This window comes from Herbiconiux flava (assembly GCF_013409865.1).
Lineage (GTDB): Bacteria > Actinomycetota > Actinomycetes > Actinomycetales > Microbacteriaceae > Herbiconiux > Herbiconiux flava.
This window is the reverse complement of record NZ_JACCBM010000001.1, coordinates 2,479,458-2,501,001: the sequence shown is the minus strand read 5'-3', so window position 1 is coordinate 2,501,001 and position 21,544 is coordinate 2,479,458. Positions and strand designations below refer to the sequence as shown.

Below are 21,544 nucleotides of genomic sequence, written 5' to 3'. Positions count from 1 at the left end.
CCGCGCGCCTCAGGCGAGTTGCCGAAAAACGCCCTATCCGAGCTCCGGAAGGGCGTTTTCCGGCAAGTCGCCGGGGGCCTGAGGGTCAGGCGCGGGCGGCGCTCGAGACCTTGAGCTCCTCGGCCACCAGGAAGGCGAGCTCGAGCGACTGCATGTGGTTCAGGCGCGGGTCGCAGAGCGACTCGTAGCGCGTCGAGAGGGTGGCCTCGTCGATGTGCTCCGAGCCGCCGAGGCACTCGGTGACGTCGTCGCCCGTGAGCTCGACGTGGATGCCGCCGGGGTGCGTGCCCGCCGCGCGGTGCGCCTCGAAGAAGCCCTTGACCTCGTCGACCACGTCGTCGAAGCGACGCGTCTTGTAGCCGTTCGGCGTGGTCAGCCCGTTGCCGTGCATGGGGTCGGTGACCCAGAGCGGCAGCGCGTCGCTCGACTTGATGGCCTCGAGCAGCGGGGGCAGCGCATCCCGGATCTTGCCCGCGCCCATGCGCGTGATGAACGTCAGACGGCCGGGCTCGCGCTCGGGGTCGAGCTTGTCGATCAGGCGCAGCATGTCGTCGCCGGTCGTGGTCGGGCCGAGCTTCACGCCGATCGGGTTGCGCACCCGCGACAGGAAGTCGACGTGCGCGCCGTCGAGCTCGCGCGTGCGCTCCCCGATCCAGATGAAGTGGCTCGAGGTGTTGTACGGCGTTCCCGTGCGCGAGTCGATGCGCGTCATCGGCCGCTCGTAGTCGAACAGCAGGCCCTCGTGGCTGACGTAGAACTCGGTGCGCTTCAGCGCCTCGAAGTCGGCTCCGCACGCGACCATGAACTTCACGGCGCGGTCGATCTCGCCGGCGAGCTGCTCGTAGCGCACGTTGGCGGGGTTCGAGGTGAAGCCCTTGTTCCACATGTGCACTTGGCGCAGGTCGGCGAAGCCGCCCTGGGTGAAGGCGCGGATGAGGTTCAGCGTCGAGGCCGCCATGTGGTAGCCGTCGAGCAGGCGCTTCGGGTTCGCGGTGCGCGACTCGGGAGTGAAGTCGTAGCCGTTCACGATGTCGCCGCGGTACGCGGGCAGCGTGATGCCGTCGCGGGTCTCGGTGTCGCTGGAACGCGGCTTGGCGAACTGGCCGGCCATGCGGCCCATCTTGATGACGGGCATCGAGGCGCCGTAGGTGAGCACGACGGCCATCTGCAGGATGGTCTTCACCCGGTCGCGGATCTGGTCGGCCGTGGCCCCCGCGAAGGTCTCGGCGCAGTCGCCGCCCTGCAGCAGGAACGCCTCGCCCCGGGCCGCCGTGGCGAGCCGGGAGCGCAGGTTGTCGACCTCGCCCGCGAAGACGAGCGGCGGCAGCGTGGCGATCTCGCGCGAGACGGCCTCGACGGCGGTCTGGTCGGGCCAGGACGGCTGCTGCTTCACCGGGAGGGTGCGCCAATAGTCCAGACCCGCGATCACCGATTCATCCGCTTCGACGATTTGCTCTGTTGGATCTACCACTGGTTTGGATTCCCTGTATCTATTTGGCGGTGGCGCGCGGTCGCACGCGTTTCTCCTTGACCGAAGTCGCATAGACGTCCGCGTATTCCTGGCCTCCCAGGCGGTGCAGCTCGTACATGATCTCGTCGGTCACGGAGCGGAGGATGAACCGGTCTGATTCCAGTCCCTCGAACCTACTGAAATCTAGTGGCTCCCCGATGACGATGCCAATCCGGCGGATCTTCGGCAGCTTCGTGCCGATGGGCATGACCTTCTCGGTGTCGATCATGGCGACCGGGATGATCGGCACATGCGCCTCGAGCACCATCCGCGCGACGCCGGTGCGGCCGCGGTAGAGCTTCGCGTCGGGGCTCCTGGTGCCCTCGGGGTAGATGCCCAGCAGGTCGCCGCGCGCCAGCACCCGGAGGCCCGTGTTCAGCGACGCCTCGGAGGCCTTGCCGCCCGCGCGGTCGATCGGCAGCTGGCCCGACGCGATGAAGAACAGCCGCACCAAAAAGCCCTTGAGGCCCTTGCCGGTGAAGTACTCGCTCTTGGCGAGGAACGACACCTGCCGGTCGACCACCACGGGCAGGAACACCGAGTCGCTGAACGAGAGGTGGTTCGAGGCGAGGATGGCGCCGCCGGAGGCCGGGATGTTCTCGAGCCCGATCACCCAGGGCCGGAACAGCGTCTTCAGCACCGGGGCGATCAGCAGGTATTTCGCGAGGAAGTAGAACACGCTCAGATCGATTCTGCGTACTGACGGGCGAGGTCGGCGGCGCCGACGACACCGGCGTCGTTGACGAGCTCGGCGATCGCGAACGAGGGTTCGGGGTGGTACCCGCGAGCCGGCAGGCTCTCCAGGAACGACTGGCGGATGGGGTCGAGCAGCAGGTCGCCGGCCTGGGCGACCCCGCCGCCGATCACGAACAGCTGCGGGTCGAGCACCGCGCCGAGACTGGCGCAGGCCTGGCCGATCCAGGTGCCGAGGGTGCGGAGGGCGGACAGGGCGCCGGGATCGCCGATGGTCACCAGCTCGCTGACGTCCTGACCGGTGAGCACGCCCTTCCGCTGCCGCACCGAGGCCAGCACCTGACCGATGCCGCCCGCGTCGGCCAGCTCGTTCGCGAGCCGGAGCAGCGCTCGGCCGGAGCCGTACTGCTCGATGCAGCCGTGGGCCCCGCATCCGCAGGGCAGACCGCCCGGCACCACCCGCATGTGCCCCAGCTCGGCGCCGGCGCCGAAGCCCCCGCGGAACAGGCGGTCACCGCTGACGATCGCGCCGCCGACGCCCGTGCCGATGGTGAGCATGACCATGTCGCTGACGAGCCGCCCCGCGCCGAAGCGGAACTCGGCCCAGCCGGCGGCGTTCGCGTCGTTCTCGACGATGATGTGCATGCCGAGACGGTCCTGCAGCTTCTCGCGGAACGGCTCGTTCCGCCAGTTGATGTTCGGGGCGTAGTAGACGACCGACTGGGAGGCGTCGATGAAGCCGGCGGCGGCCACGCCGACCGCGGCGATCTCCTCGCCCTCGGCCAGGCTCTGCACCATCGCCACGACCGAGTCCTCGATGACCTGCGGCTCGGCCGCGATGGTCGGCGTGCGGTCGTGCTTGACGATCGTGCCGAACTCGTCGACGACGGCCCCGGCAATCTTCGTGCCGCCGATGTCGATGCCGATGGCGCGCATGGATGGTTCCTTCCGACCGGGCGAAACGTGCGCCCAGGGAAGCCCCGAGCGCACCAAGTAGAGTGTAGAGGAGAAGAACCTGACCGGTACCGAAGGAGCTGCCGTGGACCAGTACGAGAATCCTGCCGCCGTCGCCGCCGACCCGGGGGCGAACGTCACCGACCTGCTCGTCGAGCGGGTGCGCAAGGCCCCCGATCAGCCGCTGTTCGCGGTGCCCGAGAACGGCGGTTGGCGCGACATCACCGCCGCCGAGTTCCTCACCCAGGTGAAGGCCGTCGCCAAGGGCCTGATCGCGGCCGGCATCGAGCCGGGCGACAAGATCGGCCTGATGTGCCACACCCGCTACGAGTGGACGCTGATCGACTTCGCGACCTGGTTCGCCGGTGCCGTGCTGGTGCCGATCTACGAGACGTCCTCCCCCGCCCAGGTGCAGTGGAACCTGAGCGATTCGGGTGCGACCGCCATCATCGTCGAGACGGCCGACCACTTCGCCCGCTTCGACGAGATCCACGCCGACCTGCCGCTGGTCACCCGCGTCTGGCAGGTCGACCTGGGAGACCTCGACAAGCTCGCGGCGACGGGGGGTGCGGTGTCCGACGACGAGGTCGAGCGCCGGCGCAACCTCGCCCAGGGCTCCGACCTGGCCACGCTCATCTACACCTCGGGCACGATGGGGCGCCCGAAGGGCTGCGTGCTGACCCACTCGAACTTCGTCGAGCTGAGCCGCAACGCCGCGGTCTCGATGGCCGACGTGCTCGCGCCCGGGTCGTCGACGCTGCTGTTCGTCACCACCGCCCACGTCTACGCGCGCTTCATCTCGGTGCTGTCGGTGTACAGCGGCGTGAAGGTCGGCCACGAGTCGAACACGAAGAACCTGCTGCCGGCCCTCGGGTCGTTCAAGCCGACCTTCCTGCTCGCGGTGCCACGCGTGTTCGAGAAGGTCTACAACTCGTCCGAGCAGAAGGCCGAGGCCGGCGGCAAGGGCAAGATCTTCCGGGCCGCTGCGGCGGTCGCCGTGCAGCACTCCGAGGCGCTGGACGCCGGGCACGTGCCGCTCGGGCTGAAGCTGCGCTTCGCCGTGCTCGACCGGCTCGTGCTGTCCAAGCTCCGGGCCGCCCTGGGCGGACGCGTCAAGTACGCCGTCTCGGGCTCGGCCCCGCTCGGCCACCACCTCGGTCACTTCTACCGCAGCCTCGGCGTCAAGATCCTCGAGGGCTACGGCCTCACCGAGACCACCGCGCCGGCCACCGTCAACGTGCCCGAGCAGTTCAAGATCGGCACCGTCGGCCCCCCGCTGCCGGGCGTCGCGGTGAAGCTCGCGGGCGACGGCGAGATCCTGATCAAGGGGGTCAACGTGTTCGCGGGCTACTGGAACAACCCCGAGGCGACCGCCGAGGTGATGGACGGGGAGTGGTTCAAGACGGGCGACATCGGCACCCTCGACGACGACGGCTTCCTCACCATCACCGGCCGCAAGAAGGAGATCATCGTCACCGCCGGCGGCAAGAACGTCGCCCCGGCCGTGCTCGAGGACCCGATCCGCGCGAACCCGGTCGTGGGCCAGGTCGTCGTGGTCGGCGACCAGCGCCCCTTCATCTCGGCGCTGATCACGCTCGACTCCGAGATGCTGCCCGTGTGGCTGAACAACAACGGCCAGGATGCGACGATGAGCCTCACCGAGGCGGCCGTCAACCCGGCGGTGCTGGCCGAGATCCAGCGCGCCGTCGACACGGCGAACGCCCTCGTCTCGCGGGCCGAGTCGATCCGCAAGTTCGTGGTGCTCACCGACGAGTTCACCGAGGACAGCGGGCACCTCACGCCCAAGATGTCGATCAAGCGCAACGTGATCCTCAAGGACTACGCGGCGGTCGTCGACGGCATCTACTCGGCGGCCCCGGCCACCGAGGGCCAGTCCCTGGTCTTCTGAGCCGGACAGTGTTCTGAGCCGGAGGGTCGTCAGACCCCGGTGCAGGGGCCGCGCATCCGTCGCCCCTGCACCACACCGGTCAGAACCAGTTCGACTCGCGCACCTGCCGCATGGCCTCGCGGCGGGTGGGCTTGTCGAGACGGTCGAGGTAGAGCAGGCCGTCGAGGTGGTCGGTCTCGTGCTGCAGCGCCTGCGCAAGCACGCCCGTGCCCTCGACGACGACCTCGTTGCCGTCGAGGTCGATGCCGCGCGCCTTCGCGTAGGGGTACCGGCTCGTCTTGAACCAGAGCTCGGGCACCGAGAGGCAGCCCTCGTCGACGAGCTCGGGTTCGCCCGAGGTCTCGACGAGCACGGGGTTCAGGATGTACCCGACCTGACCGTCGACGTTGTAGCTGAACGCCCGGAGGTTGACCCCAATCTGCGCGGCGGCCACACCGGCCCGGCCGGGCACCTTCACGCTGTCGAGCAGGTCCTCGACGAGGGCGCGCACCCGGTCGTCGATCTCCACGATCGGGTCGGACACGGTCTTCAGCACGGGGTCGCCGAACAGGCGGATCTCGCGAACAGTCACAGCGGTGGTTCTCTTTCGAAGATGACGGGGGTGGGTGCTCAGGATGCGGGGGTCACCACGGCGATCAGGTCGCCGGCTTCGACCTGCTGGGTGGTGGGGATGGCGAGGCGGGAGACGGTGCCGGCGATCGGGGTGGTGATCGCGGCCTCCATCTTCATCGCCTCGATGGTCGCGACCGGGGCGCCGGCGGCGACGGTGTCGCCCACCGCGACCTTCACGGTGACGACGCCGGAGAACGGAGCCGGCACCTGCCCGGGCTGGGCCGCATCCGCCTTCTCGGCCGTCTTGGTCTCGACCTTCACCGAACGGTCGCGCACGTTCACCGGGCGCAGCTGGCCGTTCAAGGTCGTCATGACGGTGCGCTCACCCTTCTCGTCGACCTCGCCGATGGCCTCGAGGCCGACGAACAGGCGCACGCCGCGGGCGATCTCGACCACGTGCTCGGTGCCCTGCTGGAGGCCGTAGAGGTAGTCGACGGTGTCGACCACGGAGAGGTCGCCGAACAGCTCGCGCAGCTGCTCGAAGGTGCGGGTCGGGGCCGGGAACAGCAGCCGGTTCAGGGTCGCACGCCGCTCGCGGCCGTCGGCATCCGGAGCGATCGCGGCCAGGTCGGCGTCGTCGACCGGGGTGACCCCGACCTTCACGTCGCGGCCCGCGAGCACCTTGGTGCGGAACGGCTCGGGCCAGCCGCCGGGCAACTCGCCGAGCTCGCCGGCCATGAAGCCGACGACCGAGTCGGGGATGTCGTAGTTGCCCGGGTTCTCTTCGAAGTCGGCCGGGTCGGCCTTCACCGCCGCGAGGTGCAGGGCGAGGTCGCCGACCACCTTCGACGAGGGGGTGACCTTCGGGATGCGGCCGAGGATCTTGTTCGCGGCGGCGTACAGGTCCTCCACCCGCTCGAAGTCGTCGGCGAGACCCAGCGCGATCGCCTGCTGACGCAGGTTCGACAGCTGCCCGCCCGGGATCTCGTGGTTGTAGACACGGCCCGTGGGGCCCGCGAGGCCCGACTCGAACGGGCGGTAGACCTGGCGCACGGCCTCCCAGTACGGCTCGAGGTCGCTCACGGCCCTCAACGACAGACCGGTGTCGCGCTCGGTGTGGGCGAGCGCGGCGACCAGAGCGGATGCGCTCGGTTGACTCGTGGTGCCGGCCATCGGTGCGCTGGCCACGTCGACCGCGTCCGCGCCCACCGCACTGGCGGCGAGCAGCGTCGCGAGCTGCCCACCCGCGGTGTCGTGCGTGTGCACGTGCACCGGCAGGTCGAACCGCTCCCGGAGGGCCGACACGAGCTTCGCGGCGGCGGCCGGGCGCAGCAGCCCCGCCATGTCCTTGATCGCCAGCACGTGCGCGCCGGCCGTGACGATCTCGTCGGCCAGGCGCAGGTAGTAGTCGAGGGTGTAGAGGTCTTCGGCCGGGTCGAGGAGGTCGCCGGTGTAGCAGACGGCGACCTCGGCGATCGTGCTGCCGGTGGCGAGCACCGACTCGATCGCGGGGCGCATCTGGTTCACGTCGTTGAGGGCGTCGAAGATGCGGAAGACGTCGACGCCGGTCGCGGCGGCCTCGCGCACGAAGGCGTCGGTCACCTCGGTGGGGTACGGGGTGTAGCCGACGGTGTTGCGGCCTCGGAGCAGCATCTGGATCGCCACGTTCGGCAGGGCCTCCCGCAGCACGGCGAGGCGCTCCCACGGGTCCTCCCCCAGGAAGCGCAGCGCCACGTCGTAGGTCGCGCCGCCCCACGCCTCGACGCTCCACAGCTCGGGGGTGAGCCGGGCGACGTAGGGCGCGACCGCGACGAGGTCGCGGGTGCGCACGCGGGTCGCGAGGAGGGACTGGTGGGCATCCCGCATCGTCGTCTCGGTCACCGCGAGGGCGGTCTGCGCCCGCAGCGCCTCGGCGAACCCGACCGGGCCGAGCTCGAGCAGCCTCTGCCGGCTGCCGGCGGGGGCGGGAACACTGAGATCGACGGCGGGCAGCTTGTCGACCGGATGCACGGTCACCGTGCGCGGCCCGTTCTGCTGGTTCACCGTGACGTCGGCGAGCCAGTTCAGGATCTTCGTGCCCCGGTCTTTCGACGGATGCCCGGCCAAGAGCTGCGGCCGCTCCTCGATGAAGCTCGTGCTCAGGTCGCCGGCGGCGAACGACGGATCGTCGAGCACTCCCTGCAGGAACGGGATGTTCGTGGACACGCCCCGGATGCGGAACTCCGCCAGAGCGCGGCGCGCCCGTCGCACGGCGGCCGGGAAGTCGCGGCCGCGGCAGGTCATCTTCGCGAGCATCGAGTCGAAATGGGGTGAGATCTGCGCGCCGACGTCGACGGTGCCGCCATCGAGCCGCACGCCCGCGCCGCCCGGCGAGCGGTAGGCGGCGATCTTGCCGGTGTCGGGGCGGAAGCCCGCGGTCGGGTCCTCCGTGGTGATGCGGCACTGCAGGGCGGCGCCGTGCAGCACGATGTCGTCCTGGTGCATCCCGAGCTCGTCGAAGGTGCTGCCGGAGGCGATGAGCATCTGCGACTGCACGAGGTCGACGTCGGTGACCTCTTCGGTGACCGTGTGCTCGACCTGGATGCGCGGGTTCATCTCGATGAACACGTGCTGACCGGCCCGCTCGCCGACAGTGTCGACCAGGAACTCGACCGTGCCCGCGTTCACGTAGCCGATCGACTTCGCGAACGTGATCGCATCCGCGTGCAGGGCCTCGCGCAGCTCGTCGCTGATGTTCGGCGCCGGGGCGATCTCGACGACCTTCTGGTTGCGGCGCTGCACCGAGCAGTCGCGCTCGAACAGGTGCAGGGTCTCCCCCGTCGAGTCGGCCAGGATCTGCACCTCGATGTGCCGGGGCCTGAGCACCGCCTGCTCGAGGAACATCGTGGCGTCGCCGAAGGCGCTGTCGGCCTCCCGCATGGCGGCCTCGAGCGCACCCCGGAGCTCCTCGCGGGTCTCGACCCGGCGCATCCCCCGCCCGCCGCCGCCCGCGACGGCCTTCGCGAACACCGGGAAGCCGATCTCGTCGGCCGCGGCGATCAGCACGTCGAGGTCGGTCGTCGCCGGCGAGGACTTCAGCACCGGCACCCCCGCCGCGATCGCGTGCTCCTTCGCCGTGACCTTGTTGCCCGCCATCTCGAGCACGTGCTCGCCAGGGCCGATGAACGTGATGCCGTTCTCGGCGGCCGCCTTCGCGAGCTCGGGGTTCTCCGACAGGAAGCCGTAGCCGGGGTAGATCGCGTCGGCGCCCGACTCCTTCGCCACCCGGATGATCTCGCTCACGTCGAGGTAGGCGCGCACCGGATGCCCGACCTCACCGATCTGGTACGCCTCGTCCGCCTTGAGGCGGTGCATCGAGTTGCGATCCTCGTACGGGAACACCGCGACGGTCTTCGCACCCAGCTCGTACGCGGCCCGGAAAGCGCGGATCGCGATCTCCCCGCGATTGGCGACCAGAATCTTCGTGAACATGGAGACCTTTCGAGGCGCATGCGCGTACAGCGAACAGTTAGGTAGTCAAAGCCTAGTGAAGGTAACGTTGTCGACTGTGCATGTACTCAGCGTCTCTTCCCTCAAGGGGGGTGTGGGCAAGACCACAGTGACGCTCGGGCTCGCTTCCGCCGCGTTCGCCAAGGGTCTCCGCACCCTCGTGGTCGACCTCGACCCCCAGTCCGACGTGTCCACCGGCATGGACATCCGTGTCGCCGGCCACCTCAACGTGGCCGACGTGCTGGCCTCTCCCAAGGAGAAGGTCGTGCGGGCGGCCATCGCCCCCTCGGGCTGGACGAAAGACCGCGGCGGCAAGATCGACGTCCTGATCGGCAGCCCCTCCGCCCTCAACTTCGACGGTCCGCACCCGTCGATCCGCGACATCTGGAAGCTCGAGGAGGCCCTGGCCACCGTCGAGAGCGAGTACGACCTCGTGCTGATCGACTGCGCCCCGTCGCTGAACGCGCTCACGCGCACCGCCTGGGCCGCATCCGACCGCGTCACGGTCGTGACCGAGCCCGGCCTGTTCTCGGTGGCCGCCGCCGACCGCGCCCTGCGCGCGATCGAGGAGATCCGCCGCGGCCTCTCCCCCCGTCTGCAGCCCCTCGGCATCATCGTGAACCGCGTGCGGTCGCAGTCGCTCGAGCACCAGTTCCGCATCAAGGAGCTCCGCGACATGTTCGGCCCGCTGGTGCTCTCGCCCCAGCTGCCCGAGCGCACCTCCCTCCAGCAGGCCCAGGGCGCGGCCAAGCCCCTGCACGTCTGGCCGGGCGAGGGAGCCCAGGAGATGGCCCGCAACTTCGACCTCCTCCTCGAGCGCGTCATGCGCACGGGCCGCGTCGGCGAATACGCCGACCTCAAGGCCTAGCCGGCCGCGTCGGGGGCTCAGTCGCGGGCCGCGTGGGCGGTCGGTGGCTTCCACCCCGTGTCGGGGGCGATGGCGGGGAGGATGCGACGGGTGATGGCCTGGAGCTGGCGCTTCTGGGCGGCCGTGAGGCGGTCGAGGGCGAGATGGTTCACGGTCTGCACGTGGCCGGGAGTGGCCCGGGCGCAGGTCTCCACACCGGCCGCCGTCAGAACGGCCAGGGTGTAGCGGCCGTCGGCGGGGTCGGGGTGGCGGGTGACCCAGCCGCGATTCTCGAGGCGGGTGACGGCGCGGGACAGTCGCGACAAGGAGCTGTTCGCGAATCCCGCGAGCACGCTCATACGCAGGGTGCGCTCGTCGGCCTCCGCCAGTGCATAGAGGATGCCGTACTCGAAATGCGTGATGCCCGAGTCCCGCAGCAGCTGCGCGTCGAGCGCGGACGGCAGCCATTCGAGCAGGGTGGCGAGCCCGGCCCATGTCTGCAGGTCGTCGCCGGCCAGCTCACCTGACGAGGTGTCGTCGATCATCCTTCGATACAGCGTCCCGACGAGGTGGCCCGGCTCCTGGGCGCGCTCGGCGAGGTCGACATCCTGGTGAACAACGTCGGGCTGTTCGAGGTGGCGGCCTTCGACGATGTCCTGGACGAGGAGTGGCGACGCTACTTCGGGCGTGAACGTGATGAGCGGGGTGGTGCTGTCCCGGCATCTGCTGCCCCGGATGCTCGAGAGCGACTGGGGCCGGATCCTCTTCATCAGCAGCGAGTCGGGCGTGAACGTGCCGGCCGACATGGTGCACTACGGCGCCACGAAAACGGCGCAGCTGGCCGTTGCCAACGGCCTGGCGAAGCTCACGCGCGGAACCGGGGTCACCGTCAACTCCGTTCTCGGCGGCCCCACCTACTCCGACGGTGTCGCCCAGGCGGTCGACCGCATCGCGCGCGGCCAGGGTGTACCGGCCGGGCACCTCAAAGCCGCGATCGCCGCCGAGAACCGCACGTCGCTGCTCGAGCGGTTCATAGAACCGTCCGAGATCGCGGCACTGGTGACCTACCTGGCGAGCCCGAGGTCATCGGCCACGAACGGAGCAGCGCTCCGGGCCGACGGCGGAGTGCTCACCACCGTCGTCTGAACGGCAGGAAAGGCGGGAACCGGCTCAGACGGCTTTGCGGGAGGCGCGGCGAGCCGCGAGCTCGTCGGCCGGGTCGGTGACGACCGAGTCGAGGTCGACGAGGGAGTGCTCGACCTCGCGGAGGACCTTGCCGACGGCGATGCCGAAGACGCCCTGGCCGCGGCTGACGAGGTCGATGACCTCGTCGTTGGAGGTGCAGAGGTAGACGCTGGCGCCGTCGGACATGAGCGTCGTCTGAGCGAGGTCGTTGATGCCCGACTCGCGCAGCTGGTTGATGGCCGTGCGAATCTGCTGCAGCGAGATTCCGGTGTCGAGCAGGCGCTTCACGAGCTTGAGCACGAGGATGTCGCGGAAGCCGTAGAGGCGCTGCGAGCCGGATCCGGCCGCTCCGCGGACGGTGGGCTCGACGAGCGCGGTGCGCGCCCAGTAGTCGAGCTGACGGTAGGTGATACCGGCGGCGCGGGCCGCGACGGCGCCGCGGTAGCCGTTCGCGTCGTCGAGGTCGGGCAGTCCGTCGGTGAACAGGAGGCCGAGGTCGTAGCGAGAATCGTCGCCTTGGCTGAGCTCGCTCATCGGGGCCTTCCGTCGTCGGGCGCACCCGGAACCGGATGCATCACGTCAACGCTATCGACGCAGACCTCCCGGGGCAACGACCGCGCCGTTTGCAGCCCCGGCGTGTCGCGCCGGCGCGAGAGATCGTGACCGGATCGTGTCACGGGACGATGCGGCTGAGCGCCGAGCGGATGAGGCTCGACCGCACCACCTCGAGCTGCCCCGCGATCTCGACGGCCAGCTCGGCCGCCTTGACGCGGCTCGACGGATCGCGGCGTCGCGCGACCGGCATCAGAGCGCTCTCGATCAGCCCGAGCTCGCGCTCCGCCGCCTGCCGGAACCCGCGCAGGTGCCGCGGTTCGATGCCGCTGCGCTGCAGCTCGACGAGGGCCTTCAGCACGATCAGCGAATCCTCGCCATAGGTCTCGGCGGGGGTGATCACCGAGGCCGAGAACGCATCCTGCACCAGCATCGGCGTCGCGCCCGCCTCGCGGGTGAGCTCTTCGCGGCTGAGCCGCCGCCCCGTCTGCAGGATGGAGGCGCCGCCCGGCAGCGCCGCGCCCGGCATCGGAGGGTTCAACCCGGCGTCGACGTCGGCGAGGTAGTCCTTGATGACGGCGAGCGGCAGGTAGCAGTCGCGCTGCATCGTGAGGATGAGCTTCAACCGGCTCAGATCGTTCTGCGAGAACTTGCGGTAGCCCGAGGGGGTGCGGGCCGGATGCACGAGCCCGCGCTCCTCGAGGAAGCGGAGCTTGGAGGGGGTGAGGTCGGGGAACTCGGTCGTCAGCCTCGCGAGCACCTGACCGATGCCGAGAAGCGGCGCCGCGGGCTGCTGCCCGGGCGCGGGAGCGGCGTTCGGCACTACTCTCCCGCGGCGGTGACGACGTCGATGCGCGACGGGTAGAACGTGAGCCGGAACTTGCCGATCTGCACTTCGGCCCCGTCGTCGAGCAGCGCCTCTTCGACCCGCGCGCCTCCGACATAGGTGCCGTTCAGCGACCCGAGGTCGCGCACGATGAAGGTGTGGCCGTGGCGGGAGAACTCCGCGTGCCGGCGCGAGACGGTGACGTCGTCGAGGAAGATGTCGGCGTTGGGGTGCCGGCCGACCGTGGTGGTCGAGGTGTCGAGCAGGAACCGGGCGCCCGCGTTGGGGCCGCGGCGCACGATCAGCAGCGCCGAACCCGACGGCAGCGCCGCGATGGAGTCGAGCTCCTCGCCGCTCACACCGCCCTCGAGCGCGGCCAGCTGCGCGGCGAACTCACCGGTCAGCGAGAGAGTGGTGTCACCCGTCGGAGTGGGCACGGTGATCCGGGTCGTGCGGTCGTCGTTCACGTTGCTCGTCATCCTGCTGCCCTCCTTGCTCCGTCCAGCGTAGTCGATGGGGAGGGGTGCAGAACCCGCGAATTCTCCGAGCGGGCGGCCGCGGGTGCCCTACTATTCGAGCATGATCCCGTTGATGGCCTCGGTCTGGGTGCTGATCGCGAGCGTGCTGGTCACCTGGGTGCTCTCCCTGGTGACGCGCGAGTACTCCTGGGTCGACCGGATCTGGTCGATCGTCCCGGTGCTCTACGTCTGGATATTCGCGGGCGCGACCGGCTTCACCGATCTGCGGCTGATGTTGATGGCCTCCGTCGTGACGCTCTGGGGCGCCCGACTGACGTTCAACTTCGCGCGCAAGGGCGGCTACGGCCGAGGAGGCCAGGACTACCGCTGGAGCATCCTGAAGAAGCGGATGCCCGCCCCCGCCTTCCAGGTGTTCGACCTGCTGTTCATCGCGGGCTTCCAGAACCTCGTGCTGTGGCTCATCGCGATGCCGGCCTACTTCGCCTACCAGAATCGCGCGACCCCGTTCGGGCTGCTGGACATCGTGCTGCTCGTGCTGTTCGCCGCCGCGCTCGTGGGCGAGACGATCGCCGACGAGCAGCAGTGGCGCTTCCATCTTCGGAAGCACGCGGCTGGAACGGCCGGGGAAGCGACCGGAGACAAGCCGTTCCTGACCCGAGGGCTCTTCCGCCTGAGCCGGCACCCGAACTACTTCTTCGAGCTGGCCCAGTGGTACCTCTTCTTCGGCGTCGGCGCCGTGGCGGCCGGCACCGTGCTGCAGTTCTCGGCGCTCGGGCCCCTGCTGCTGACCGTCGTCTTCATCGGCTCGACGATTTTCACCGAGAGCATCTCCCGCGGGAAGTACCCCCAGTACGACGCCTATCGCCGGACGACGTCGGCGCTCGTCCCGTGGTTCCCCCGCAGGACGAGCGCCGACACCGCTAGTTGAACTCGATCGGGTTCGTGCCGTTGCGCCCGTCCTCGCCGCGGTCGAGCGTGGCGATGGTGGCGATCTCGGAGGCCGACAGCTCGAAGTCGAGCACGTCGAAGTTCTGAGCCATGCGGCCCTTGTCGTTGCTCTTCGGGATGACGATGTCGCCGATGTCGAGGTGCCAGCGGATGATCGTCTGCGGCACCGACTTGCCGTGCGCCTCGGCGATGGCGGCGAGCTCGGGCGACTCGTTGATCTTGCCCTGGCCGAGCGGGCCCCAGGCCTCGATGGCGATGCCCTGCTCGGCGGCGAACGACCGCAGCTCGGCCTGCTGGAAGTCGACGTGCAGCTCGACCTGGTTGACGGCCGGCACCACGTCGGTCTCGGCGATCAGGCGCTCGAGGTGGTCGATCGTGAAGTTGGACACGCCGATGGCCTTGGCCCGGCCGGACTGCGCGATCTCGATCAGCCCGCGCCACGCGTCGACGTAGGTGTCGCGCTCGGGGGTGGGCCAGTGGATGAGGTAGAGGTCGACGTAGTCGGTGCCGAGGCGGGCGAGGCTCTTCTCGAAGGCCTCGGCCGGACGGGTCTGGTCGTCGTTCCAGAGCTTGGTGGTGATGAAGAGCTCGTCGCGGGCGATGCCCGACTCGCGCACGGCCCGGCCGACGCCTTCTTCGTTGTGGTAGATGCGGGCCGTGTCGAGGTGGCGGTAACCGACCTCGAGGGCGTCGCGCACCACGCGGTTCGTCTTGTCGGGATCGACCTTGAAGACGCCGAAGCCGAGCTGGGGGATGGTGGTGCCGTTGTTCAGGGTGACTGTGGGGACTGTGTTCTCCGTCATCCCTTCACCCTATGACTCCCCGCCGACACCCGCCTCGTCGTCAGCCACCAGACTGCGCACGATCAGGTCGAGCACAGCCTCGCCGTAGGCGTCGGCCGCGCTGAGCGCCTCGTAGCGGCGCTCGTCGCCCCGGATCACGGCGGTCACGAGGTAGAGCGCGTCGCCGTCGACCCGCTCGGTGGTGAGCGAGACGAAGCCGTCGCGCAGCAGCTCCCGGAGCTGGTCCTCGCGCGGCAGCCAGAGCGTGTCGCCGAGGTCGACCGAGTCGAGCGCCCACTCCGTGGTTCCGTTGAAGCCGATCAGGCTTCCGCCCGGATGCTCGTGCACCTCGACGGTCATCTCGCTGACCGTGTACACCTCGCCGCCCGCCTCGGCCGTCTCGATGACGAAGCCGTCGCCCGAGCGGGGGTGCCAGCGGAGCCCGGCGGTGCGGAGCGCGCGGGCGAGCTCGATGGAGATCATCTCCCCATCATTACAGCGTCGGCTAACGTTGAGGTGACCGCACGGGCTCACCGAAGCAGAAACGGCACCGCAGAATTGGCAATCGAGCGACGAACCTTCCTCGCAGGGGCCGTGTCGGCCCTGTCGCTGGCCGCCCTGACGGCCTGCACTCCCGACGCCCCCCGGCCGACGCCGTCGCCCTCGGCGTCGCTCGCGCCGACGCCGCTCTCCCCCGTCCCGCGCCCGGCCGCCTACCTCCGGAGCTCCTGGTCCTCCGACCCGTTCTCGCTCGGCTCGTTCAGCAGCACGCCGGTCGGCGCGGGGCCCGGCGACCGGGCGACGCTCCGCGAGACCGTGGGCGACCGGGTCGTCTTCGCGGGTGAGGCCGTGGCGTCGGAGCATCCGGGAACCCTGCAGGGAGCCCTCGAGTCGGGTGCTGCAGCGGCCGAGCGCGTGCGTGCGATCGCCGACGACGGTGAGCGCATCGCCGTGATCGGCGCGGGGCTCGCGGGGGCGACCGCCGCCCGGGCGCTGGCCGACGCCGGCTTCGACGTCGTCGTGCTCGAGGGGCGGGACCGGGTGGGCGGGCGCATCCTGACCCGCACGGAGAGCGGATGGCCGTTCCCGGTCGAGCTCGGATCGCCGACGGTCTCCGGTCCGGCGCTCGACGACGCGCTGCTCGCGTCCGACGTCGACACCCTGGGCCTCGCGAGCGTCTCCGAGGTGCGCACGGCCTCGGGCGAGGTCGACCCGCCGAGCACGGTGGGGCCGGATGCGGTGGCCGCCGCCGTGGCGTGGGCCCGCTCCCAGGCGGCCGACGTCTCGCTGGCCTCGGCGCTGTCGGCGTCGGGCGCCGAGGACGTGCCCACCGAGCCGGACGCCGACGGCGTCTCCCCCGCCGACCGGCTCGCCCACTACCTCGACACCGCCGTGGCCACCCGCGCAGGTGCGACCGTTTTCGAGCTCTCGGCGTCCTACGGGGTGGCCGAGCCCGCGTCGGCCGGGGGCGCCGACGGGTCGGACACCGACCCCGACACGCCGCGGCTCGTTGTCGGCGGGCTCGACGCGATCGTGGAGGCCGCCCTCGACGACCTCGACGTGGTGCTCTCGAGCACGGTCATCCGCATCGGCTACGACGACGACGGCGTGAGCCTCAGGCTCGGCCGCGGCGAGTCGCTGAACGTCGACCGGGTCGTCGTCACCGTGCCGCTAGGCGTGCTGAAGACCGGGGCGATCGAGTTCGCCCCTGCACTGCCACAGCCGACCCTCGACGCGATCGACGCCCTGGGCGTGGGTGAGCTGGAGCAGCTCTGGCTGCGCTTCGACGAGCCGTTCTGGTCGACCGACGCGACCGTGCTCTCGGTGATCGACGACACCGCCGTGGTGGCCGAGTGGATCAACCTGCTGCCCTCGACGGGTCAGGCGATCCTGGTGGGGCTGACCGCGGCCGACGATGTGCCGGTGGGTGCGGCCCTCGGCGACGGCGAGTTCGTCGAGGCGGCCCTGGCGACCCTCGTGCCGTTCATCGACCCCGCCGCCGGAGCCACCGCGACCGCCACTCCGGAGCCGACGGCAGCCGGCTGAGCCAGGCGAGCAGCGCCGTGATGCCGGCGAACAGCGCGAGCGCGATGCCCGCGTAGAACACGAACTCGGGCGGGCTGACCTGGCTCGGGTCGAGGAAGAAGTACGGGTACCAGCCGACGATCGAGCCTCGGATCAGTGTGAAGACTCCCCAGACGATCGGGAACCCGAGCGAGATCGGCACCGTGCGCCAGAGCAGGCGCGGCCGGCCGATGCCGACGATCCAGTCGAGGACGAGGTACGCCGGGATCCAGAAGTGCAGCACCTGGCTGGAGAGCGGCACCTCGATGCGGTACTGGTGGCTCGACGCCTGCGTGACGATGGTGCCGAAGACGATGCCCGAGACGATCACGTAGGTCGTGACGATGCCCCGGATGCTCCCCGCCCACGCCGAGACGCCCCCGCGCCGGCGTGCGCGCCCCGGCCGCAGCATCGCGACGCCCGACGCGGCCAGCACCAGCACGTTCACGGCGTTGCTCTGGAAGGTGAAGTAGAGGAAGTAGTTCACCGTCGAGAAGGTGCTGAAGCCCAGCGTGTACTCGACGTCGAAGACCAGGGCCACCACCGCGACGACCGCCACCGCGAGTCGGACGAGGGCGGCAGCACGTCGCACGCGGGCTCCGATCGTCGGAAGGATGCCGGGGCCTCCGGCCGGTCGTCCATCTACGCTAGTCGCTCCGCCAATCCGATCCGTGCCCCGCTCCGAAGAAACGAAGTGGCACCATCGCGATCGTCGTCCCTCCGCGAGGTCTATGCACCCTTCGAGCTCGTCCTCGACCCCGCCCGGGTCGGGCTGCGGCGCCGGGAGGTGCGCACGCGGGTGGGTCCCGTGGTGCTGCACGCCGGTGAGCGTCGCGACGACGGCCCGGCCACCGTGCTGCTGCACGGTGCCGCGGGGTCGTGGACGACGTGGACCCCGCTGCTCCTCGCCGCAGCGGCCGAGGGCTGCCGCCCGGCGAACCTCGTCGTGGTCGACCTGCCGGGCTGGGGCGACTCGCCGCTGCCCGATCGGCCCCTGTCGAACGGCCGATCGGCGCTCACCGCCGACGCCTACGCCGGCGCGGTGCGGGATGCGGTGGAGGCCCTCGGCTACCGCTCCTGGAACCTCGTGGGCCACTCGATGGGCGGGCTGATCGCCCTGCAGCTCGCCACCCGCGATCCGGCCCGCACCGAGTCGGTCGTCGTGGTCTCCCCCACCGGTCCGTCGCTGATGGAGGCCGCGCGGCACCCGCTCCGCTGGTTCGGCCGGGAGCCCGCCTTCGTGGGGCTGCTCGGCGTGATGACCGCCTTCTCCCGCGCGGGCGGCACCGCCTCACTGCTGCTGCGAGGGCTCGACCGGATGCACGTGCTGCGCCCCGTGGTCGCGCCGCTGTTCGCCCGCCCCGCCGAGATCCCGCCCGGCGTCGCGTCGGCCCTGGCCCGCGAGGTCAGGCCGGAGGCGTTCACGATCGCCGCCCGGGTGGCGGCCGGCTACGACCCGGCCCGGTGGGCCGGCATCACGGCTCCGGTGCGCGTGCTGCGCGGCAGCCGGGACGCGTTCTCGGCCGAGGCCGACGACAGCCGCCTGGACCGGCTCATGCCCGGCTCGTCGGTGACGGTGGTCGGGACGGCCGGCCACTTCGCCCACATCGAGGCGCCGTTCGCGGTGCTCGACGAGCTCGGCTCGTCGGTCTGCGCGGGCGCGGGACGGTAGCCGTCGCGCCGGAGCACGACGACGGTGGCGCCGACGGCCCAGACGATCAGGCCGGCGAGGACGATGGTGACGACGATCATGGGGGACCTGCCTTCGGGAGGAGTCGAACCGGTCTCCCGAGCGTGCGCTCTGAGGCGGCCGCCCCTCATCGGGCATCTGCCCTAGATCGCTCGGCGACCCGCGAAGGAGCGCGCCAGGAACGCCGCCTCGGTGCGGGTGGAGGTGTTCGTCTTGCGCAGGATGTTCGACACGTGCACGCTCGCGGTCTTCGCGCTGATGAACAGCGTCTCGGCGATCTGGCGGTTGCTGAGGCCCCGGGCGAGCAGCTCGAGCACCTGCCGCTCGCGATCGGTGAGATCGTCTTCGACACCGCGGGCGGGCGAACCGGCTGCCGGACCGGCCGCCGGACGGCCGGACGGACGGACCAGCCCCATCCGCCGCTCGAGCTCCGACACGCGCTGCACCACGAGCCCGAGCCCAATGGCGGCGGCGGACGAGCGGGCCTCTTCGGCCCGCAGGCGCGCCTCGGCCCGCCCGCCCTCCCCCGCCAGTGCCTCGGCGAAGCGGAGCAGGGCGTAGGGGCGCAGGGCGGCCGGCGCCCCGGCACGGTGCAGGGCGGGCTCGGCCGCGCGTTCCCACAGGGCGACCTCGGAGCCCGCCCCGTCGGGACCGCCGAGCTCGGCCTCGGCGACGGCGACGTGCACCGCGGCGGTCGGCCACGACGAAGCGCCCGCCAGTACCCGGCGGAGCGCCCGCTCGGCCTCGGCGGGATCGTCGGGGAGCGCGGTGCCCGTCGCCCGGGCCCGGGCTAGCACCCGGGCCGCGATGGCGGCGAGCGGCAGGTCGTACGCGGCGAAGCCGCGCCGGCCGGGCTCGAGCAGGAGCCGCACCTCGGCCCAGGCCTCGGACACCGCGCGGTTCTCGAGGGCGATCTCTCCGGCGACCGCCGCCAGCCCGAGCTGCGACTGCACCTCGATGCGCCGCTGCAGCCCGAGGCCGGTTCGCCAGCCGCGCAGCAGGCGGTCGGCACGCTGCACGTCGCCCGACCAGAGCGTGGACTGCAGCTTGAGGCGCTGCAGGTGGGCGCTGAAGCCGATGGGCGGGTCGAGCTCGAGCGCACGGTCGAGCACCTTGTCGGCCCGCGCCGTGCGCCCGAGTGCGAACAGCGGCGCGGCGACGTTGGAGAGCAGCATGGCGCCGGAGGTGCGCTCGACCCCGCGCAGTCTGGCCTGCTCGACCCCGCTCTCGGCGACCTGCACGGCCTCCTCGTAGCGGCCGAGCAGGCTCAGCGCGTCGGAGGCGTTGATCAGGTGCCGGATGGCCGCCGAGTCGTCGCCGTCGGCCAGACCGCCGGCGAGCTCGAGATCGGCCAGCCCCCGGTCGACGTCGCCGGCGGCGACGCGGGCGATGCCCCGGATGTTCGCCGCGACCGACATGCGCGGCCGGGACCCGACCTCCTCGGCCTCGGCGAACGCCGCGTCGGCGGTCTGCACGGCGTCGCCGAAGCAGGCGGCCAGCATGAGCCGCGCGGCGAGCTCGCCGAGGACGTTCGCCCGCAGCACGCTGCGCGGCCGCCCCTCGAGCACGTCAAGCGCCCGCCGCAGCAGCTCGATCGACCCGGTCTCGCCGATGTTGGCGAGGAAGGAGGCCTTGCCGCGCAGCAGCCGTGCGTACTCCTCGGCACGCTCGGGCGAGGAGGCCGCGATCGCCTCGTCGATCAGGTCGCCTGCCCGCTCGCTCTCGCCCGCGTCGCGGAGGGCGTACGCCGTCTCGGCGAGCAGCTCGATGCGGCTGCGGCCGGCCAGCTGCTCGGCGTCGGGCACACGCTCCCAGAGCTCGAGCGCTCGCTCCCCGAGCCGGGCCGCCCCGGCGCTGGCGAAGCTCTGCCGCGCCTGCTGCATGGCTGCGAGGGAGGAGGTGAAGGCAGCGCGGAGGTCTCGCGCCGCCATCCAGTGGTAGGAGACCGCCGCCGCGTCGGCGCCCGGGGTGGCCGAGCGCTGTTCGAGGGCCTCGGCGTAGCGGGTGTGGAAGCGCACGCGCTCACCAGGCAGCAGCTCGTCGTGCACGGCCTCGCGCACGAGCGCGTGCCGGAAGGAGTAGGCCGTCTCGTCGACGAGCAGCACCCCGGCCTGCACGGCCTCGCGGGCCGCCTCGTCGAGGCTCTCGGCCGGAACCTCGGCCACGGCGGACAGCAGCTCGTGCTCGACCCGCACTCCCCCGGCGGCGATCAGGCGCAGCAGCCGCTGGGTGGGGTCGGCGAGCAGTTCGTAGCGGGCGAGCAGCAGCTCGCGCAGGGTGTCGGGCAGGCTCTCGACCGGGCCGAGGCCACCGCGCAGCAGCTCTTCGACGAAGAACGGCACGCCGTCGGTGCGCTGCACCACCTCGTCGAGCTCGGCCCCGTCGAGGGGTGCCCCGCGGAGCTCGGTGCTCAGCCGGCGAACCTGCCGGCGGCTGAGCCGGGCCAGTTCGAGGCGCTCCACCCGCCGGCTGCGGTCGAGCTCGGCGATCAGGGGCCGGAGCGGGTGCCCCCGGCCGAGCTCGTCGCTGCGGTAGGTGAGCAGCAGCACGAGCCCCGCGCGCTCGAGAACGCGGATGAGGAAGCGCAGCAGCCCGAGCGTGGCCTGGTCGGCCCAGTGCAGGTCTTCGATCACCACGATCAGCGCGTGCCGGCGCGACAGGGCCTCGAGCGCGGTGGCGACCGCGTCGAAGAGCCGATCGGGCCCTCCGCTGCCCGCCGGCTCCCCGGTGGCGAGCTCGGGCAGCAGCACCGCGAGGGCGTCGCGCCCGGGGCCGGCCGACTCGCGCACGACGTCGACGCCGAAGGTCGCGACCAGCGCACGGAGCGCGGCGATCAGCGGCGCGTAGGGCGGTGCGTCGCGATCGAGGTCGACGCACTGGCCGCGCACCAGCACGGTGCCCTCGGGCAGCCGGGCGGCGAACTCGGTCACCAGCCGCGTCTTGCCGATGCCGGCCTCTCCGCCCACGAGCACGGTCGCGGCGTCGCCCGCGACGGCCCGGCTGAGGGCCGCCTCGAGCGAGGCGAGGTCGCCCTCGCGGCCGATCAACGAGCTGGACTGCATGC

The 21,544-nt window shown here is 71.2% G+C and carries 19 protein-coding genes; 6 read left to right on the top strand and 13 right to left on the bottom strand.

Going from position 1 to position 21,544, the window contains the following annotated elements:
- Positions 1 to 85: 85 nt before the first annotated feature.
- The 3 genes from BJ984_RS12015 to BJ984_RS12005 all read right to left on the bottom strand — a co-directional run bounded on the left by BJ984_RS12015 (position 86) and on the right by BJ984_RS12005 (position 3,139).
- Positions 86 to 1,429 carry a class II 3-deoxy-7-phosphoheptulonate synthase gene (locus tag BJ984_RS12015; RefSeq protein ID WP_271206579.1) on the bottom strand — a complete coding sequence of 448 codons (1,344 nt, stop codon included), beginning with the start codon at positions 1,427 to 1,429 and terminating at the stop codon, positions 86 to 88.
- Between the two features lie 61 nt (positions 1,430 to 1,490).
- A complete protein-coding gene (locus BJ984_RS12010) occupies positions 1,491 to 2,189 on the bottom strand; it encodes a lysophospholipid acyltransferase family protein (protein ID WP_179548222.1) in 699 nt (232 codons plus the stop codon).
- A gap of 2 nt (positions 2,190 to 2,191) precedes the next feature.
- On the bottom strand, positions 2,192 to 3,139 hold the full coding sequence (locus BJ984_RS12005) for an ROK family glucokinase (protein ID WP_179548221.1): 948 nt from the start codon (positions 3,137 to 3,139) through the stop codon (positions 2,192 to 2,194).
- 103 nt (positions 3,140 to 3,242) lie between these two features.
- Here BJ984_RS12005 and BJ984_RS12000 point away from each other — a divergent pair, with 103 nt between their 5' ends.
- A complete protein-coding gene (locus tag BJ984_RS12000) occupies positions 3,243 to 5,066 on the top strand; it encodes an AMP-dependent synthetase/ligase (RefSeq protein ID WP_179548220.1) in 1,824 nt (607 codons plus the stop codon).
- Positions 5,067 to 5,145: 79 nt separating this feature from the next.
- Here BJ984_RS12000 and def read toward each other — a convergent pair whose 3' ends face one another.
- Complete coding sequence (gene def, locus BJ984_RS11995; protein WP_179548219.1) at positions 5,146 to 5,637, bottom strand: peptide deformylase; 492 nt, start codon at positions 5,635 to 5,637, stop codon at positions 5,146 to 5,148.
- A gap of 38 nt (positions 5,638 to 5,675) precedes the next feature.
- Positions 5,676 to 9,089, bottom strand: a complete 3,414-nt coding sequence (locus BJ984_RS11990) for a pyruvate carboxylase (protein WP_179548218.1) — start codon at positions 9,087 to 9,089, stop codon at positions 5,676 to 5,678.
- 76 nt (positions 9,090 to 9,165) lie between these two features.
- Between BJ984_RS11990 and BJ984_RS11985 the strand changes: the two genes are divergently transcribed.
- Positions 9,166 to 9,975, top strand: a complete 810-nt coding sequence (locus BJ984_RS11985) for a ParA family protein (protein ID WP_173180787.1) — start codon at positions 9,166 to 9,168, stop codon at positions 9,973 to 9,975.
- A 17-nt stretch (positions 9,976 to 9,992) separates the two neighbouring features.
- Here BJ984_RS11985 and BJ984_RS11980 read toward each other — a convergent pair whose 3' ends face one another.
- Entirely contained in the window at positions 9,993 to 10,499 is a 507-nt protein-coding gene (locus tag BJ984_RS11980; RefSeq protein ID WP_179548217.1) for a MarR family winged helix-turn-helix transcriptional regulator, read from the bottom strand.
- Between the two features lie 151 nt (positions 10,500 to 10,650).
- Between BJ984_RS11980 and BJ984_RS11975 the strand changes: the two genes are divergently transcribed.
- Positions 10,651 to 11,100, top strand: coding sequence for an SDR family NAD(P)-dependent oxidoreductase (locus tag BJ984_RS11975; protein WP_246306737.1), 450 nt, complete (start codon positions 10,651 to 10,653; stop codon positions 11,098 to 11,100).
- Positions 11,101 to 11,124: 24 nt separating this feature from the next.
- Here the strand turns inward: BJ984_RS11975 and BJ984_RS11970 are convergent, their stop codons facing one another.
- The 3 genes from BJ984_RS11970 to BJ984_RS11960 form a co-directional block, all read right to left on the bottom strand.
- Positions 11,125 to 11,673 (bottom strand): MerR family transcriptional regulator, encoded by a 549-nt coding sequence (locus tag BJ984_RS11970; protein WP_173180784.1) that lies wholly within the window; start codon positions 11,671 to 11,673, stop codon positions 11,125 to 11,127.
- Positions 11,674 to 11,812: 139 nt separating this feature from the next.
- A complete protein-coding gene (gene ftsR, locus BJ984_RS11965; protein ID WP_179548216.1) occupies positions 11,813 to 12,514 on the bottom strand; it encodes a transcriptional regulator FtsR in 702 nt (233 codons plus the stop codon).
- Entirely contained in the window at positions 12,514 to 12,996 is a 483-nt protein-coding gene (locus tag BJ984_RS11960; protein WP_173180782.1) for an FHA domain-containing protein, read from the bottom strand. The genes ftsR and BJ984_RS11960 overlap by 1 nt, the downstream gene beginning before the upstream one ends.
- A 100-nt stretch (positions 12,997 to 13,096) precedes the next feature.
- Here BJ984_RS11960 and BJ984_RS11955 point away from each other — a divergent pair, with 100 nt between their 5' ends.
- Entirely contained in the window at positions 13,097 to 13,924 is an 828-nt protein-coding gene (locus tag BJ984_RS11955; RefSeq protein WP_218870056.1) for a DUF1295 domain-containing protein, read from the top strand.
- On the opposite strand, the gene BJ984_RS11950 is transcribed toward BJ984_RS11955, so the two are convergent.
- Both BJ984_RS11950 and BJ984_RS11945 read right to left on the bottom strand, forming a co-directional pair.
- Positions 13,917 to 14,747: an aldo/keto reductase gene (locus tag BJ984_RS11950; RefSeq protein WP_179548215.1), complete on the bottom strand. Its 831-nt coding sequence runs from the start codon at positions 14,745 to 14,747 to the stop codon at positions 13,917 to 13,919. The genes BJ984_RS11955 and BJ984_RS11950 overlap by 8 nt on opposite strands.
- A 9-nt stretch (positions 14,748 to 14,756) precedes the next feature.
- Positions 14,757 to 15,209 carry a pilus assembly protein CpaE gene (locus BJ984_RS11945; protein WP_179548214.1) on the bottom strand — a complete coding sequence of 151 codons (453 nt, stop codon included), beginning with the start codon at positions 15,207 to 15,209 and terminating at the stop codon, positions 14,757 to 14,759.
- Positions 15,210 to 15,284: 75 nt separating this feature from the next.
- Here BJ984_RS11945 and BJ984_RS11940 point away from each other — a divergent pair, with 75 nt between their 5' ends.
- The gene (locus tag BJ984_RS11940) at positions 15,285 to 16,772 is read left to right on the top strand and encodes a flavin monoamine oxidase family protein (RefSeq protein WP_179548213.1); all 1,488 of its coding nucleotides are present in this window, start codon (positions 15,285 to 15,287) and stop codon (positions 16,770 to 16,772) included.
- Here the strand turns inward: BJ984_RS11940 and BJ984_RS11935 are convergent.
- Positions 16,711 to 17,382, bottom strand: coding sequence for a Pr6Pr family membrane protein (locus BJ984_RS11935; protein WP_179548212.1), 672 nt, complete (start codon positions 17,380 to 17,382; stop codon positions 16,711 to 16,713). The genes BJ984_RS11940 and BJ984_RS11935 overlap by 62 nt on opposite strands.
- A gap of 102 nt (positions 17,383 to 17,484) precedes the next feature.
- On the opposite strand from BJ984_RS11935, the gene BJ984_RS11930 reads away from it, so the two are divergent.
- Positions 17,485 to 18,462 carry an alpha/beta fold hydrolase gene (locus BJ984_RS11930; RefSeq protein ID WP_179548211.1) on the top strand — a complete coding sequence of 326 codons (978 nt, stop codon included), beginning with the start codon at positions 17,485 to 17,487 and terminating at the stop codon, positions 18,460 to 18,462.
- A 161-nt stretch (positions 18,463 to 18,623) separates the two neighbouring features.
- On the opposite strand, the gene BJ984_RS18950 is transcribed toward BJ984_RS11930, so the two are convergent.
- Complete coding sequence (locus BJ984_RS18950) at positions 18,624 to 21,542, bottom strand: helix-turn-helix transcriptional regulator (protein ID WP_179548210.1); 2,919 nt, start codon at positions 21,540 to 21,542, stop codon at positions 18,624 to 18,626.
- Positions 21,543 to 21,544 lie beyond the last annotated feature (2 nt).